Here is a 14,973-nt window from a genome sequence, read left to right as displayed (position 1 = left end):
TCTTTCCCCCGTTGTCTATCGCTTGGAGAGGACGGTCAACTGGCCCTCGTTGATGGTCACTTCGCGTCCGCGCAGGACGACCTCGGCGCCCGCGCCGGTGGCGATGACCACGGCTTCCTTGGTGATGCGGATGTAGGCGCCGCCCTGGGCTTGGAGGAGGATCCCCTGCTCGGCACCGGCCGTGTCGTTGAGCACGATCTTGTGCGCCTGCGGGGTCTGCACGACGACGGGCTTGTTCGCCGCGTTGGCCTGCAGCTCGCGGCGCGCGTCGGGCGGCAGTTCGCCGGCGTCGCCGTACCAGCACCCGGTCCACACGGGGAAGCTGGGATCCCCCTGCTCGAACTCCACCCACACGCCCGCGCCGGGCGGCGGCACCACGAACTGGCCCGACTCCGGCCCGGTGAACGGCAGGCAGGGCAGCGCCCAGGTGGACGGCTCGTCGCCGAGGACGTCCGGGACCTCGGCCTTGATCCGGCCGATGTGCAGCGGATCGTTGTTGTCCACGACCCGGCCGCGGAACTTGCCGAGGTAGCGATTGCTGGGTGCCGCCATGGTGGGGGTGCTCCTGTTGGTGGGTCGATGGTCCTACGGCCGGACGCGGTCGCTGCGCGCTTCCAGCCCCTCCCGGGAGAGGGTGAAGTTCTGCTGGAACGAGCCCGGGCGCAGGTTGTGGGTGACGGACTTGACGAAGTAGTCGCCGTCGTACGCCCGTCCGGCGCCGCGCACGCCGACGAGCCGGCGTGGCTGGAGGAGGTAGCCGTGCCGGTTGACGTCGAGCGAGCCGGAGCCCGAGACGACGTCGGCGGAGACCGCGGCCCGGGCGAGGAGTTCGGCCTCGGCCTGCTCGCGCTGCTGCTTGGCGGTGCCGGAGAGCGTCCTGCGCTTGAGGGCGGGGGTGGGCCGCCTGCCGAGGGGCGGGCGCAGGGGGCTGATCGGCGGCTGGGGCAGCAGGGTGGCCTGGCGGGTGCCGGGATCCTGCCAGCGGGCCTGCGGTTCCTCGCGTGCCGTGCCGTCGTACGCGAACGTCAGCTGGTCCACGGTGGTGTTGGCGTCCATGTTGACGTTGAGGGCGTGCTGCCGCAGGCCGAGCCGGACCTCCGGACCCCAACGGGCGGACGACTGGCCGGGGTTGGGACCGGGTTCCAGATAGAAGGTGTAGCCGTTGGCTTTCGCGAGGTCGGTGACGTACTGGAGGTCCGTCCCCGTCTGGTAGTGGACGCGGAGGTCCTGGTGCGGGGGCTGGGACACCTTCTCCGTGTAGACGTCCGGCCGGATGCCGTAGTCCGAGTAGCGGCGCAGGATGGCGAGGACGCGCTCGGACGGGGGCAGGTTGGGATAGCCGGCGGTGCGCTCCTCCAGGTCCATGAGCAGCGTCAGGTCCTCGCCGGTGACGGTGAGGGTGGAGTGGCCGGGGATGTTGCTGGCGCCGACCTCCTGCCGGACGATCAGCCCGTCGAACAGCACTTCTGGGGTGCCGCGGACGCTGACCGTGAGGATGACGCGCGTCTTCGGATCGAAGAACCCCTCCGGCAGCAGGCGCTGGTTGATCAGCCCGTGCTTGGTGAGGTCGAAGGCGAACTGGAAACCGCTGCGCTCCCCCGCGGTCGCGGTGATCTGGGCGGACAGCAGCGCCTCGGCGACCTCGGCCGGAACCGGACGGGCCAGGGTGGGCCCCATGAGGAGCTGGATGTGGACGGGGCCCTGCCCCACGGGCTGTTCAGACACGCCGCTCTCCGCGCGGGAACCCGCCGGCCAGCGGAATGCCGATGACGCGCCCCGCCTCGTCCGTCAACTCCCGTGGATCGAGCACCGGGTTGACGTCGGCGATCCGCCACCACTGTCCCGGGTCGCCGAGGAAGCGCTGCCCGAGCAGATCGGGACGCTCGCCGGCACCGACCGTGTGCGGCTCGGTCTCCTCGTCGAGCGGGGGCAGCAACCGCCGCTTGGCGTACCGGACTTCGGTGCCGTCGGCCTGCCGGTGCACGCCGATCTCGGCGTCGTGGTAACGGCTGGTGCGCGGGTAGGGATGCGCCCCGGGTATGGAGTCCAGGGCGCTCTCGTAAGGCTCGGTCTCGGCCATGTCGTTCTCCTCATCCCCTTCCGGTCACGAGGCCGGCGCCGCCGAGCCCGAGGGCGCCCAGGCCGCCGCCCCGTGCGGCGGCCGCGAGCCGTTCCTTCTGCGCCAGGTGCGCCATGTACAGGTCGGCGCCGCGATGCCCGGCGGGCAGGTCACTGACGGTCAGGATCTTCATCCCGATGCTGAGCGAGGCCCGGATCGGGTTCAGGTTCACGTCGAACGCGGACTCGTTGACGGAGAGTTCGCTGAGCCGGACGGGCATGACCCGCTTGCTCCCCCAGGTGAACAGCGTCAACGGCATCTCGATCGGGCTGATCTCGATGCTCCCCTTCTGCGTCAGCTTGCTCGCGGCCCGCAGCTGCGCGGTGGTCGGCTGCACCAGCATCTCCAGGGTGGCGAGCTGCGGGTGGATCCCGTCGGGCGCGGCGATCTCCAGCTGGTCGGTGGCGTCGATCTCGGCGGTGAACTTCCAGGTCTCCTGGGCCGGGCCCTTGAGACGGAGGGCTTCGTTCCTGTCCCCGCTACCGGTGCCACCGCCTCCGGCGTCTCCGCCGTCGCCGGCACTCTGCGGCGCGATGCTGCGCTCGAGGGTGTCGGGGTTGAACTGGAGGACGATGATGCGCTGTGGGGTGCCGGTGTCGGGGTCCACCACGACTATGCCGGAGCGGATGGGTTTGGGGATGTCGGCGTAGCGGGTCACAGGCGGGCCTCCAGGCGGCTGATCAGAGGGGCGTAGTCGTACTGCGGGAATGCGCTCGAAAAGAGGGAGAAGGATTCCGTCAGGTTTTCGGCGACTTCCCGGAATTCGGGCTGCCCCAGTTCGGTGGAGGCGAAGAGGTACTGCCACCCGAAGGCGCCCTTGGTGACCAGCACAGTGTCCAGATACTTTTCGTAGGTCAGGTCCAGGCGCTCGAGCCGGGACCTGGTCAAGTCGTGGTACCAGATCTCGGGCTCCGGGCTCTGCGAGGACACCCGCAGCCCGGTCGCCCGCCCGGTACCCGCGTAGGGCTCCTGGTCCATGACCTTCAGGCTTGCCAGGACCCTTCGCGCCTCGGGGCCGAGTGCGGCGTCCTCGAGCGGCGGATGCCAACGGGTGAGGCAGGTGACGACGTTCGTGATGCAGAACTCGCCGCTGACATAGGGCCCGTCGACCGAGTTCCACGAGAGGTGTACTTCCTCGGCGGGAAAGTAGTACTCCGACAGCCGGTCGGCCACGAGCGGTTCGACATGCTCCAGAAGCACCGCACGCGCCTCGGCCGGCCCGGCGGGCAGGCGGAGCGACTCGTCGAGGGGTCGGGTCTCCGTCTCGATCGAGTCAAGCGCGCTCAGTTCCCGCACCGCGTGGGCACTGCGCCCGGCGAAATCACTCTCGTGTGCCATCCTGTTCACCCCTCCCTCACCTGAAAGAAGCCCAGTCGATCTTTCCGGCGTCGTCCAGCTTCTTGAGATTCACGATCGACCGCCACAGGTCTCGCCGTGTGTCGGGACGCATCCGCGGACGGGTGGCGAGCACCGTTTTGCCGATGTCAGGGATTCCTCGGTAGACGGGGCGAGGCCCGGTCGACTTTCCGTCCGCATCTTTTCCCGCAATATACCTGGCGGCAGTGATCGATATTTCACCCGCCGCGACGTAAATGCTCTCTTCACCCGCCTGGTTGATGGAGAGCTTGTTCTGCTCGTCCTTGCCGGGCAGCGGAATGTTGTTCCACCGGACCGTCTTCTTCGCCGGCAGCGGAAGCCAGGAACTGCGCTTCTCACGCTTCTCTCCCTCGATGGGCCGATAAGGGCCGTAACTCGACTCCATCGCCCGGGGGAAGCCTTCCGGATATCCGTCCGGGGACGGAGTGGGCCCGGCCGGGTGGAACTGGACTCGGGACGAGAACCAGACCATCTCCGTATCGTTCGGAACCGCGTCGAAGGCAGGTCGTTCGACCACGTTCTTGAAGTCGCCGTTCATGACGTTCCTGGCGGGTACGAGATTGTTGTCGGTGGCCATGCCGCCGAGCGCTTCCGGAAGCAAGTGCATGCGTACCCAGGCCGTGTTGTTCGAGAGTCGCTTGTCTCTCACGTACTGCCAACCGTTCGGATGGTTGCCCCGCTCTGCCTGGCTTGCGATCTGTCCGGTGTTCTTGACGTGGCGGCTCAAGAACTTGGCCGTGATCTGGCTTGCCTGTGCCTGGTGGAACACCGGAAGTTCGGGCTTCGGCAGGCCGTCCTCCTCGACCTTGTCGAGCTGGATCCTGCGGTTGACCCGCTCTCCGACGATCACCCGGGCCGATGGATTCAGCCGGGCTGTCGTCGTGACGTCCGGGTTCCCGGCGGCGTCGAGCGCCGTCAGGCGGTACCAGAGGCGTTGCACCTCCAGAAGTTCCCGGAAGTTCGCCTCCCACATTCCGTCGCCCTTGAGTTTGTCCTTCAGCAGGCGGCGAATCCTGGCGACGATCTTGGCCAGCCGCTCCTCCTTCGACTCCTTGGAGTTCTCCTCCTGCTTGCGCCTGTCCTTCTCCCGCCTCGGCTTGGGCCTGCCCGGTCCGCTCTTCTCGTGGTGGGGCTTGGACCTGCCGGGGCCCTTCTCGCCCGGCTTGGACCGGGGCCGCTCCTGGCCGTCCTTGTCCGGCTTCCGCTTCGGCTTGTCCGGACCGTCCTTGTCGGGCTTCGCCTTGGGCCTTCCAGGGGCGTCCTTGTCGTCCTTCGGCCTGGACTTCCCCGGGGCGTCCTTGTCGTCCGTCCGCCTCGGCGAGGTCTCCTTTCCGTCGCCCTTGGGCTTGCCAGGGGCCTCCTCCCTGGGCCTGCCCGGCGCGTCCTCCTTGGGCCTGCCCGGGGTGCCGCCCTCCGGGTCCTTGGGCTTGGTCGTGCTCGGTGTCTCCTTGGTGTCCTTCGGCTTGCCCGGAGCCTTGTCGTCGGTGTGCTTCGGCCTCGTTTCCGGTTCGGGCTTCGGCTTGGGCCGGGGCGCCGGCTCCGGCTTGGGCCGGGGGGGCGGTGTGGGCCGGGTGTCCGGCTTGCCGCCCTGGGGCGTGGTGCCGGGCTCGTTCGTCTTCGGCCGGGCCGGCGCACCCGTGTTCTCGGTCGCGGGCCGCGCGTCCTTGGGCCTGCCCTGGCCCGCGCTCGTGTCCTTGGGACGCGTCGTCGGACGCTCGGCCGGGGCCTGCTCCGTGGGGCGCTTTCCGTGCGGGGCGCCCGCGTCGGCGGCCCCGGCCGAGGGCCTCCCCGCGCCCCGTCCTTCCTTGCCGAACCCGCCCAGCTTCGCCGCCACCCCCTTCAGACGCTTGCCCACCTTCGCGACGTACTTGCCGATGCCGTCCAGCAGGGCCTGGTAGGCCAGTTCCAGGAGGGCGACGATGCCTGCCGCGACCGCCTTGGCGAACAGGATGCCCGCGCCGCCCTGGCGGACCGCGCGGAGCCAGGCGAGGACCGCGCCCATGGCGCTCAGGATCTGGCCCAGGGCGCCGATCGCCGTGCGGATCGCGTCGATGACGGCCATCACCCAGCCCGCGCCCGGGATCAGCTTCGCGATGACCTTGGTGATCACGATCTCGCCGATGATGAACGGGAGCTGGGGCACCACGGCGTCCCAGGTCTCCTTCACGATCCGCTCGAGCGAGAAACCGCCCTTGATCAGCTTGTCGATGATGGCCTTGGGTACGCCGATGATCTCCTCGATCTTCGACTGGAACCACTGCTTGACGGCGGACTGGACCTCGCGGAACAGGTGGTTCTTCGCGCCGTCCACCGCGGAGTTCTTCGCGCCGCTCAGCCAGCCGCCGGGGTCGTCCAGGAAGTCGATCGCGATCATCATGAACTCGCCGAGCGCGCCCAGGAGTTTGGAGGCGTAGTCAAGGATCGTCTTGACCGCGTCGATCACGGACTTGATGACGTCCATGAGCATCTTCTTGAGGATGTTCAGGATGTCGCTGAGCATCTTGGCCAGGGCGTTGAGCAGGTCCGCGACGATCCGCTTCAGCCGTGCCGCGAGCCTGGTGACGAACGCGATCGCCGCCGCGATCAGATTGGTGATGAACTTCCGGATGCGGGCAGCCAGTTCGATGACGGCCCGGACCATCGCCTTGGCGAACTCGATCAGGTCGTTGATCAGGTTCTTGACGGTGTCGACGATGAACTTCCGGGCCTCGTTGATCCAGCGTTCGACGGTCTCCTTGAAGTTCTTGATGAAGCCGACGACCGCGTCACGCGCCTCCCGGATGATCCGGACGATCGCGTTCTTGATCTCGATGACCTTCTCTTTGATCCAGTCGAAGGCCTTCGTGAGCCAGTTACCGGAGTCCTTGGCCGCACCGTCCGTCTTTTTCTTGGCGTCCGTCTCGGCCTGGTCGCCCTTGTCCTTGATCTGCTTGTCGCTGTCGGTCTTCTGCTTCGAGACGTCGTCGTCGGTCTTCTTCTCGCGGTCCTCGACGTCCTTGCGCAGCTTCTCCGACCGCTCGGTCTTCTTGCCGCCGAGCTTCTGGAGCTCCTGGTCCTGTTCCTTGCGCCAGTCGGTGCGCTGTGCCGTGACCTCGTCGAGGGCCTTCGTCCGCTGACCCGTCTGTTCCTGCGTGTTCTTACCGATCTCGCCGTCGACCTGCTGCTTGTGCTTCTGCTGCGAGTCGCGGAAGTCCTTGTCCTTGGTCCGACGGCTGTCGGACATGCCCTTCTGGCCCTGGCTGAACGCCGCCTGGAACTCGGGCCCGCGGTCGTGCTCCGCCACCGCGGACGCCGCGTCCGGGGGCACCGCGCCGGTGGACGCCTTGCCGGGCGCGGCGGCCTTGGCGCCGTCAGCGCCGGGCACCTTGCCCTTCAGCTGCTCCTGGGGGGCGTCGGGGTAGACCTGGTCCTCGCCCATCCCACGGCCGGAGTCGTCCCGTGCCGTGTCGACAGTCTCCTGACCCTTCGCGTCGACGGCGGAACCCTGTTCACCGGCCGTCTGCTCCGCGGCACCCTGCATCTGCACGCCGGGCGCGTTGCCCGCCTGGGCCTGCTTGAGGGCTTCGTCCTTGGTAGGCAGCCCGGCGAACTTGGCCGCCAGCTCCTGCTTGTCGACCTTGAAGCCGAGCTTCTCGGCGAGCCAGCCGATGCCGAAGCCGAGCGCCATCTTGAAGGTCTGCCAGCCGCTCGGCTCCTCGGCCTTCTCCGCCTCGATCTGGCCTTCGGGCTGCTTCGCCCCCGTGACCTCGGCGTTCTCCTGCTCGGGTGCCTCGGACTTCTGCGCCGGGTCCTGTGAGTACTGGGCGGGTGAGTCGGTCTTCGGCTTGCCCTCCAGGGTCTGCGGCGCGCCCGCGGGACGCTGCATCGAGGGCGGCGCGGCGGCGAGTTGCTTGTGCTCGTCGCCGACGCTGCGGTCGACCGAGCCGCTGACCCCGCCCATCGCCTCCAGCGCCTGATGGGGCTTCAACCGGGCAGCCGTGCTCAGCCCTGCCTCGGGCGAGACCTGGGAGAGGTTCGGGGCCGGTCCCGAGTCCTTCTTCCCCTTCCCCTTGCCGGCCGGCTTGCTGGCGACGCCGCCGCCCGAGGAGCCGGAGGCGGCGGGTGCCGTCTTCGGGACCACGGTCCTGGGTGCCCGTTCTGCCGTCGGCGACGCGGGCTCGGCGTCGGCCGCCCTGTGCGTGGACGCGGGCGCCTCGGGCGCGGGGGCGGTCGCCCGTGTCGGAGCGGGCTGCGGGGCCGTGCTCTGCTCGCTCGGAGAGCGGTCGGCCTCGGTCGATGCCCCGCTCTGCGAGCCGCTGGTGGAGCTGCCGGGGTGGTCCGCGTTGGATCCGCCGGTGATGTGGGAGTCGCGGGCTGCCGAGGGCGACTTGGCGTCGTCGGTGCGCTCGGTTCCGGCAGCCGTGGCCGCAGGGGCCTGCTGCTGGTTCTTCGGCGCGGGCGCAGCGGCCGTACCGCCCACCGCCTGTGGCGAACTCTTCTCCTGACCCGCTGCCGCCCTGTCCCCCGCGGCCGGAGTCCCCTTCTCCTGCTTGGCCGCGGTCTCCTTCGCGGCCCCACTCTCCTCGGACCTCCCGCCGTCCTGAGCACCGGGCGCCTGCTGCACCGTGGTCTGTGCCGTGACCGGACCGGCCTTCGGATCGTCGCCGCGCTTGGGGTCCCTGGACGCGGCGCCTGTGTCCTGCGGAGTCGTGATCGTCCGGTCCGCACCGAGATCGGCGAGCAGGGTGTCACCCGGTCCGCCCTCCGTCTCGCGGGACGCAGAGGACTCGGCAGCCGTTTCCTCGACCGTGTCGTCCTCGGACTCCGCCTCCGCTTCGGCCGCCGCGTCCTCGGCGTCCTCGGCATCGCGCTCGGCCTGCACCCGGTCGGCCTTGGTCAACGGGGGTGCGGGGAAATCGGGAAGCGACTCGCTGCCTGACGCGGCGTCCTGACTCGCGTCCGCCGTCGGAACCCCGGACAGGTCGGGGTCCTGCTCCGGCAGGAAGTCCTCCGGCTGGAGCTTGGTGTCCCAGGCGCTCGCCTCGCCGCCTCCGACCTCCACTTCCGAGGTGCTGTCGGACTCGGCCGCATCCTCGTCCGCCGACTCCTCGGGGCCGTCGAGATCCTGGTTGCGTACCCCGTCCAGCCTGCTCGACGGAGCGGGCAGCTCGGTGTCCCGGCCCACCGTGGGCGTAGCGGTCGGCTGTTCCGGGCCGCGCTTGTCCTCCTTGCTCACCTGCTTGCCGGTGACGAACTGCTCCGCGGCGCCGGGGCGGTTCCGGGCGGCGGACTCCTCCGCGCCGGCCGTCGGGGCGCCCTGCTGGTCGCCCGTCTCCTTGGCGCCCTCGTCCTTCTGCTGCCCCTGGTCGGCTGCCTGGGCCTGCGTCTTGTCGTCGGCCTGCACGCCCTGACCGCCCTGCGCGATGGACCCGCCTGCCGGTGCCGTGGCCGCCGGCTCCCGCTGCCCGGCTCCGGAGGACGACCGGGCTCCGCTGCCGCCCGCCTCGGAGCGCGGCTGCCGCCGCTGCTCCTCGCGGGTGCCGCCGTTCGGCGGAGTGCTTCCGGGCGCGCCCTCGTGGTCGGTCCGGTCCTTCTCCGGACCGGGCGCGGTCTCCGGCTTGTCCTGCCGGGCCCGATCCTCCGCGGCGTCGCGCCGGGTGCTGTCCCGCTCGGCCTGGATCTCCTCGGCCGCGTCGGGCTCGATCTCGGGCGCGTCGTGCGCGTCGCGCTCCACCCGGTCCTCGGCGAAGTCGTCGTACGCGTCGATCTCGTCGACGAGGTCCAGCACCCGGTCCTGTTCGGAGCCGAGCAGCCGGTTCTCCAGCCGGTCGAGGACCTGGTCGAGCAACTCCTCGGGCAGTCCGGCCAGTTGCTTGCGGGTGCGCTTGGACAGGTCTTCCGGGTCGCCGCGCAGCGACCGTACGACCGAGTTGGCGAGCCGGTCGACGAGGGTCGCCGGATCGATCGCCTCCGTGCGTCTGCGGTCCGCGTCCAGGGTGGCGTACCGCAGCCAACCGGGCGTCGCCTGCCGCTCCTTCACCTCCGGGGCGGACTGCTCCCGCTCCGGCCGTACGAGGCTCTGCGCGGCCGCCTCCGCCTCCCGCTCGATCGCCTGCTGCGGCAGACTCACCGCCCCCGGCTCGCGCCCGGCCCGCAGCGCACCGAGGCCGTGCGGGTTCTGCACGGTGTGCAGCAGCTCATGGGCGAGGAGGCGGCGGCCCTCGTCGGTGCCCGGCTTGAAGGCGCCCTCGCGGAAGAGGATGTCCTGGCCGACGGCGACGGCGTCCGCGCCGAGGAGTTGCGTGAGCTGTGCGGCGTCGCGGCCGGTGTGCAGGCGTACCCGGCTCAGGTCGTGGCCGAGCTGCTCCTCCAGCTCGCGTCGTACGCCGGGGTCGAGGGGCTGTCCGGCGCCGCTGACGATGTTCTTCGGCTCGGGGGCGCGGGACTTGGCGGCCCGCTCCTTGCGCTTGCGCCGGCGCTGTTCGGCACTCTGCTCCGCGTTGTCCTGCTGTGCCTGGGAACTCACGGCGTCACCTCCCCGTGGCCGCTGAGCCCCTCGTGCACCGCGCGGGCCAGCTCCTGGCCGAGCCGGCGTGCGGAGAGCCCGGCGGGCAGGGGGGCGAGGCCGGTCAGCGCGTCGACGGTCAGGGCGCCGTGCGCGGCGAGGGGTACGCCGTGCAGCCGTACCAGCCGGGTCAGTTCGCGTTCGAAGGCGGCCGAGACGCGGGCCGGGTCCGCCCGGAAGCCGTCCAGGACGAGTTCGCCGATCTCCACGCGGATCGCCGCGGGCCGTCTGTTCACACCCATCCGCGGACCTCCGTCGGGGTCAGCGAGCGCTCCAGCTTGAGGTACTCGGTACGGGCGGCCGCGAGCATGTGCCGCATCTGCAGCCGGTCGCCCTCCTCGGCGGCGAGGAACGCCCCGGACAGCGCGATGTTGCGGATCGAGCCGCCGGCGACGGTGAGCCGGGCGAGGAGGGCGGGGTCGATGTCCTTGACGGGGGCCTGCGGTGGCAGCACGCGGCGCCAGATCTCGGCGCGTTCGTTCTCGGCCGGGAAGGGGAAGTCGACCACGAAGCGGATGCGGCGCAGGAAGGCCGTGTCGAGGGCCTGCTTCATGTTGGTGGTGAGGATGGCGAGGCCGCGGTAGGCCTCCATCCGCATGAGCAGATAGCTGACCTCGAGGTTGGCGTACCGGTCGTGGCTGTCCTTGACCTCGCTGCGCTTGCCGAAGAGGGCGTCGGCCTCGTCGAACAGCAGCAGTGCGCCGCCGCGTTCGGCGGCGTCGAAGACCCGGCGGAGGTTCTTCTCGGTCTCGCCGATGTACTTGCTGACCACCTGGGAGAGGTCGACGACGAACAGGTCCAGGCCCAGCTCCTTGGCCATGACTTCGGCAGCGAGCGTCTTGCCGGTGCCGGAGCCGCCCGCGAACAGGGCGGTGACGCCGAGGCCTCGGCGCAGGGTCGCGGCGAAGCCCCACTCCTGGTGGACGGTCGACCGCTGCCGCACGTGCGCGACGATCTCCCGCAGCACGGCCGTCTGCCGCTCGTGCAGCACGAGGTCGTCCCAGCCGGCCCTGGGCTCGATCCGGCGGCCGAGTTCGTCCATGCCGATGCGGGCCTCGTCCAGACCGGCCAGCCAGGCGAGTTCGGCGGCGTCCAGCTCGTCCTCGTGGGGCAGCCGGCGGCGCACGGCGGCAGCGGCGGATCGTACGACGTGCGGCGGCAGCTGGAACTGCGCGACCAGGGACCGGAGTTCGCCCTCTTCCAGATCGGCGACCTGCTCGAACGCATCTGCCCAGAGCGCGAGTTGCTCGCCGTCGTCCAGGCGAGGGACGGGCACCCGCAGGCCGTGCGGGCGCTCGGTGCGCAGCGGGTCCTCGCTGGACACCACGACGGGTACGGCGGCCCCGGCCAGGAACGCCTCGGTCGCCGCCCGCTGGTCGCGGTCCAGTTCGCCGGCCTCCACCAGCAGCGCGGCCGGCAGCAGGATCGCCTCCCGCTGCCACAGCCGGGCCAGCCGGTCGCGTTCGACGGGGTCGGCCGGCACGTCCTCGGCGCTCATGGCGTACAGCCCGAGCCCGCAGCGAGCGGCAGCGGCCGCGGCGATGTCGGCCCGGCTGCGCAGGTCCCCGCCGGTCACCTCGACCAGAAGCGGTGCGTCGGGGCTGCGGCCGTCCTCCGTCCAGCCCTCGGCGAGCCGGCTCGCGGCCAGGTCGTACGACGGCGGGAGCGCCTCCGGTGCCGGGGTGCGGCGGAGCCTGCCGTGCAGCCGGGCGTCCAGGTAGGGCGAGCCCAGCAGGAAGTGCAGGATGCGCTCGTCCAGCCGGAGCCGGGAGACGGTCAGCCGGGTCTCGTCCTCCAGCTCGACGATCCGCCAGCGCCTGAGCGGGGCCACGGGGGTGAGCGCGCTCCAGTGCGGCCCGTCGAGGGCGGCCAGCGCGAGCGAGAAGGTGGGGTACGCCCGCTGCGGGTCTCCGGCGGCCGCCGCACACCGGGCGGCGGTCGTGGGGTCCAGTTCGTCGGCGGCGGTGAGCAGGACGAGGTCGCGTTCGAAGGGGGTCAGGCCGAAGCAGCTGACGAGGGCGTCGAGGGCTGCGGTGACCAGGGCGGCGGGTACGACGGCGGTCTCGCCTTCGTCGCTGTTCCCTGGCCCGGCGGCAGCACCTGCGGCGTCGCCGTACCGCGCCTCGTCGGCGGGGGCCGCGTGGGCATCGGCTCGGGCCGGGTGGGCATCGGCTCGGGCCGCGTGTGCGTCGGTGCGGGCCGCATGTGCGTCGGTGCGGGCACCGTGCCCGTCGGCTCGCGCCCCATGCCCATCGCCTCGGGCACCATGCCCGTCACCTCGCGCCCCATGCCCATCGCCTCGGGCACCGTTCGCGTCACCTCGGGCACCGTGCCCATCGCCTCGGGCCCCGTCCCCGTCAACGCGGGCACCGTGCGCGTCGACGCAAGCGAGGACGCGCCGGATCTCCGCGGTCAGCGTCGTGCCGCCGTCGGCCGCCGTCGCCGTGCCCGGCTCGTACGTGCCCATGTCCTCACCTGCCCCCGTAGGTCCCACGTCGTCTCAGTTCTCCGCGCCGCCGTCGTCGCCGTCCGCCGTCCGCCTTCCGGAGCCGGAGTCCGTCTCCTCGGCGGGCCGTGCACCCCTCGGCGTCCGCTTCGCGGTCCGCGCCGGCTGCGCCGCTTTCCGCGTACGGGCGGGTGCCTTGGCCGCGGTCTTGGCGACGGCTTTGGTGGTCTTCTTCGGGGCGGGCTCGTCGGGTGCCTCGGCTTCCCCGTCGGAGCCGTTCACTGACGGTTCATCAGATCGTGGCTCAGCCCCCGGAGGGACCGGCGCTCCCGGTGCCCCGAACGGCAGCACCCGTACCTCGGGCCGTTCGACCGGCTTCGCCGGTACCGGGGTCTCGCGGCCGTCGATGAGGACGAGGGACGCCTGGTAGACCACCGACAACGCGTACGGGGTCTGGTAGAGCATCCCCCACAGCTTCGACGTCTCGTCGACGTCCATGACCGTCGGCGTGAACCGCACCCGCTGGACCGCCTCCGCGAGGTTGCTGTCCGCCAAGTAAGGCTTCTCACCGGCGAGTTCGATGACGTCCTTGGGCAGGACGGGTATCTCGTGCAGGGTGCGCACCACCGAACCGATGAGCCGCTGCCCGACCAGTTCGGTCTCGTCGCCGTACGCGGTGATGAGGTACTGCAGGTCGAGTGCGGCGGCGGCGCGGCGCACCAGTTTGCCGTCGGGCGCGCGGGTGGGCAGGTCGTTGTTGCGCTGCGAGGTGTTGGGGGTGACCTGGTAGAGGAAGACGGAGATGGTGGGGTCCGTCGGTGGCTCGGTGGGCGGCTTGCGCGGCTCCACCTTGACGGCCATGTCGATCTCCGGCTGCAGGTGGGACTCGATCAGCAGGGCCAGGGCCTGGCTGACATGGGCGAGGGCGAGTGCGTTGCTCATGGCGTCAGTTCCCCGGTTCCTCTCGTGTTGCCTCTCCCGCCGCTTCCATTGCGGTGCGGCTCACTCGCGCCCCCGTGCCAGGTAGTCCGCCAGGCTGAGGGCCGCCCCGGGCCGCTCCGCCGACCGTGCCGGCTGCCGTGGCCCGTTCCCCGACGGCGACGGCCCGGCCGTCACCTCCAGCCGGCCGATCTGCACCTGCACCACCTGTTCGGGCGCCTTCCCCGGCCGGCGTGCGGCGGCCTGCCGTACGGCCTCGCGGGCCGCCGTCGTGTCCGCTGCGCTGGGCCGCGGTGCCGCGGAGACGGCGGTGGGGGGAGCGGCGCCCGTACCCGGGGGGATGGGCACGGGCGCCGCGGCGCGGTTCGCGTCCTGTTCCGGGCCTCCCCGCCCGGAGGTGCGCGGACCGGTCCGGGGCACCGCGAGCGGCCCGGGCGCCAGGGGCGCGGCGGGGCGCAGCAGCGGTGCTTCGGGCAGGGCGGTCGGTGCGGGGCGCGGTGCCGGTTCGGCGGGCGCCCGTTCCGTGTGTACGACGGTCCGCTCCCGTTCCGTGTGGAGCCGGGTCTCGGCGGCGGGCCGTGGCGCGTCCCGGTCCGGTACGGGTGAGGGCGTGGCGGTGGGCCACAGCACGGAGTCCGTGGCGTCCGGGTCCGGGGTGCGGGCCCGTACCGCCTCGACGCGTTCGAACGGCCCGGGCAGCCGCGGCCGTACCCGGACGGTGTCCGGCGCCGGGGCGGTGTGCCGGGCGATCAGCCGGTCGAGGAAGTCGGGCTCCGCCTCGGGCGCCCGGGAGGAGGAGTCAGACATCCGCACACAGCTCCAGGTAGTAGCGGCGCCGCAGCGGGCTGAGCGCCAGGATCTCCGGCTCGCTCCAGCCGTAGGCGGTGGCGAGCAGATGGACGTCGAGGAGCAGGTCCCTGGCCCAGGCGTCGAGTTCGGTCCACAGGTAGGAGGCGATGTCGAGTTCGGCCCGGGTGGCCGCACCGCACTCGGGGCAGCCGATGCCGAGCGTGACGTCGGCGCCCGGGTCGGCGGCCTCGACGGCCTCGGCGATCCGCCGCTGCACCGGCGCCGGAAGGGCGTCGGCGGTCCTGGGCGTTCCGTCGAGCACCGCCGAGACCAGGCAGCGGGCGAGCAGCGCGGCACGTGGGTCCGCGGTGCGGGCCGCGGTCGTCAGGTCGGCGGCGGCGGGCAGCCGGAACGTGATGTCCCAGCCGCCCTCCGTCAGCCGTACGACCGTGTCCTCGGGGCCGCCGAGGGACCGGGCGACCTCCCCGGCGTCCAGCTCGAACTCCATGTCCGCGCCGCACGCCCGGCACTCCAGCCGCACCTGCATCCGCTCCCCGAACAGGGCGCGGCGCAGGGCGAACAGATCGGACTCGCGCACACCGACCGGCAGCGTCGGCAGCGCCGCGGCGTCGAGGTCCGGGCGCGCCGTGCGGTGCAGCAGCAGAGCGCGTCCGGTGGCCGTCTCGGCGAGCCCCGCCTCCCAGGTGGCCAGCAGCCCGGCCGCCCCGGTGATCGCCATGTGTTCCCCCCGGCTTTCTC

Annotated in this window: 11 protein-coding genes; all 11 read right to left on the bottom strand. The window is 71.5% G+C overall.

Annotated features, from left to right (window positions below; all coding sequences use genetic code 11):
* Positions 1-15: 15 nt before the first annotated feature.
* Genes CRP49_RS29830 through CRP49_RS29780 form a run of 11 tightly spaced genes read right to left on the bottom strand, consistent with a single transcriptional unit; the run spans position 16 to position 14,953 of the window.
* Entirely contained in the window at positions 16-552 is a 537-nt protein-coding gene (locus CRP49_RS29830; RefSeq protein ID WP_097256131.1) for a phage baseplate assembly protein V, read from the bottom strand.
* 33 nt (positions 553-585) lie between these two features.
* The gene (locus CRP49_RS29825) at positions 586-1,725 is read right to left on the bottom strand and encodes a hypothetical protein (protein WP_097256130.1); all 1,140 of its coding nucleotides are present in this window, start codon (positions 1,723-1,725) and stop codon (positions 586-588) included.
* Positions 1,718-2,080: a hypothetical protein gene (locus CRP49_RS29820; RefSeq protein WP_097256129.1), complete on the bottom strand. Its 363-nt coding sequence runs from the start codon at positions 2,078-2,080 to the stop codon at positions 1,718-1,720. The genes CRP49_RS29825 and CRP49_RS29820 overlap by 8 nt, the downstream gene beginning before the upstream one ends.
* A gap of 10 nt (positions 2,081-2,090) precedes the next feature.
* Positions 2,091-2,777 (bottom strand): hypothetical protein, encoded by a 687-nt coding sequence (locus CRP49_RS29815; protein ID WP_097256128.1) that lies wholly within the window; start codon positions 2,775-2,777, stop codon positions 2,091-2,093.
* The gene (locus CRP49_RS29810; protein WP_097256127.1) at positions 2,774-3,457 is read right to left on the bottom strand and encodes a hypothetical protein; all 684 of its coding nucleotides are present in this window, start codon (positions 3,455-3,457) and stop codon (positions 2,774-2,776) included. Before CRP49_RS29810 ends, CRP49_RS29815 begins: the two co-directional genes overlap by 4 nt.
* 16 nt (positions 3,458-3,473) lie before the next feature.
* Positions 3,474-10,001 carry a DUF4157 domain-containing protein gene (locus CRP49_RS29805; protein ID WP_097256126.1) on the bottom strand — a complete coding sequence of 2,176 codons (6,528 nt, stop codon included), beginning with the start codon at positions 9,999-10,001 and terminating at the stop codon, positions 3,474-3,476.
* Positions 9,998-10,282 carry a hypothetical protein gene (locus CRP49_RS29800; RefSeq protein ID WP_097256125.1) on the bottom strand — a complete coding sequence of 95 codons (285 nt, stop codon included), beginning with the start codon at positions 10,280-10,282 and terminating at the stop codon, positions 9,998-10,000. Before CRP49_RS29800 ends, CRP49_RS29805 begins: the two co-directional genes overlap by 4 nt.
* On the bottom strand, positions 10,273-12,507 hold the full coding sequence (locus CRP49_RS29795; protein ID WP_257033525.1) for an AAA family ATPase: 2,235 nt from the start codon (positions 12,505-12,507) through the stop codon (positions 10,273-10,275). The genes CRP49_RS29800 and CRP49_RS29795 overlap by 10 nt, the downstream gene beginning before the upstream one ends.
* 33 nt (positions 12,508-12,540) lie before the next feature.
* Positions 12,541-13,428, bottom strand: a complete 888-nt coding sequence (locus tag CRP49_RS29790) for a DUF4255 domain-containing protein (RefSeq protein WP_097256124.1) — start codon at positions 13,426-13,428, stop codon at positions 12,541-12,543.
* A gap of 60 nt (positions 13,429-13,488) precedes the next feature.
* On the bottom strand, positions 13,489-14,232 hold the full coding sequence (locus CRP49_RS29785) for a hypothetical protein (RefSeq protein WP_097256123.1): 744 nt from the start codon (positions 14,230-14,232) through the stop codon (positions 13,489-13,491).
* A complete protein-coding gene (locus CRP49_RS29780) occupies positions 14,225-14,953 on the bottom strand; it encodes a hypothetical protein (RefSeq protein WP_097256122.1) in 729 nt (242 codons plus the stop codon). The genes CRP49_RS29785 and CRP49_RS29780 overlap by 8 nt, the downstream gene beginning before the upstream one ends.
* Between the last annotated feature and the right edge of the window lie 20 nt (positions 14,954-14,973).

The organism is Streptomyces sp. Ag109_G2-15, assembly GCF_900215565.1.
Classification (GTDB): Bacteria; Actinomycetota; Actinomycetes; order Streptomycetales; family Streptomycetaceae; genus Streptomyces; species Streptomyces diastatochromogenes.
The sequence above is the reverse complement of the archived record's forward strand: the minus strand, read 5'-3'. Positions and strand labels throughout refer to the sequence as shown.

Bases quoted from the DNA above. Each gene is read 5' to 3' on its own strand.
- CRP49_RS29830 (WP_097256131.1), bottom strand. From the start codon at position 552: ATGGCGGCACCCAGCAATCGCTACCTCGGCAAGTTCCGCGGCCGGGTC.
- CRP49_RS29820 (WP_097256129.1), bottom strand. From the start codon at position 2,080: ATGGCCGAGACCGAGCCTTACGAGAGCGCCCTGGACTCCATACCCGGG.
- CRP49_RS29810 (WP_097256127.1), bottom strand. From the start codon at position 3,457: ATGGCACACGAGAGTGATTTCGCCGGGCGCAGTGCCCACGCGGTGCGG.
- CRP49_RS29800 (WP_097256125.1), bottom strand. From the start codon at position 10,282: ATGGGTGTGAACAGACGGCCCGCGGCGATCCGCGTGGAGATCGGCGAA.
- CRP49_RS29795 (WP_257033525.1), bottom strand. From the start codon at position 12,507: ATGGGCACGTACGAGCCGGGCACGGCGACGGCGGCCGACGGCGGCACG.
- CRP49_RS29790 (WP_097256124.1), bottom strand. From the start codon at position 13,428: ATGAGCAACGCACTCGCCCTCGCCCATGTCAGCCAGGCCCTGGCCCTG.
- CRP49_RS29785 (WP_097256123.1), bottom strand. From the start codon at position 14,232: ATGTCTGACTCCTCCTCCCGGGCGCCCGAGGCGGAGCCCGACTTCCTC.
- CRP49_RS29780 (WP_097256122.1), bottom strand. From the start codon at position 14,953: ATGGCGATCACCGGGGCGGCCGGGCTGCTGGCCACCTGGGAGGCGGGG.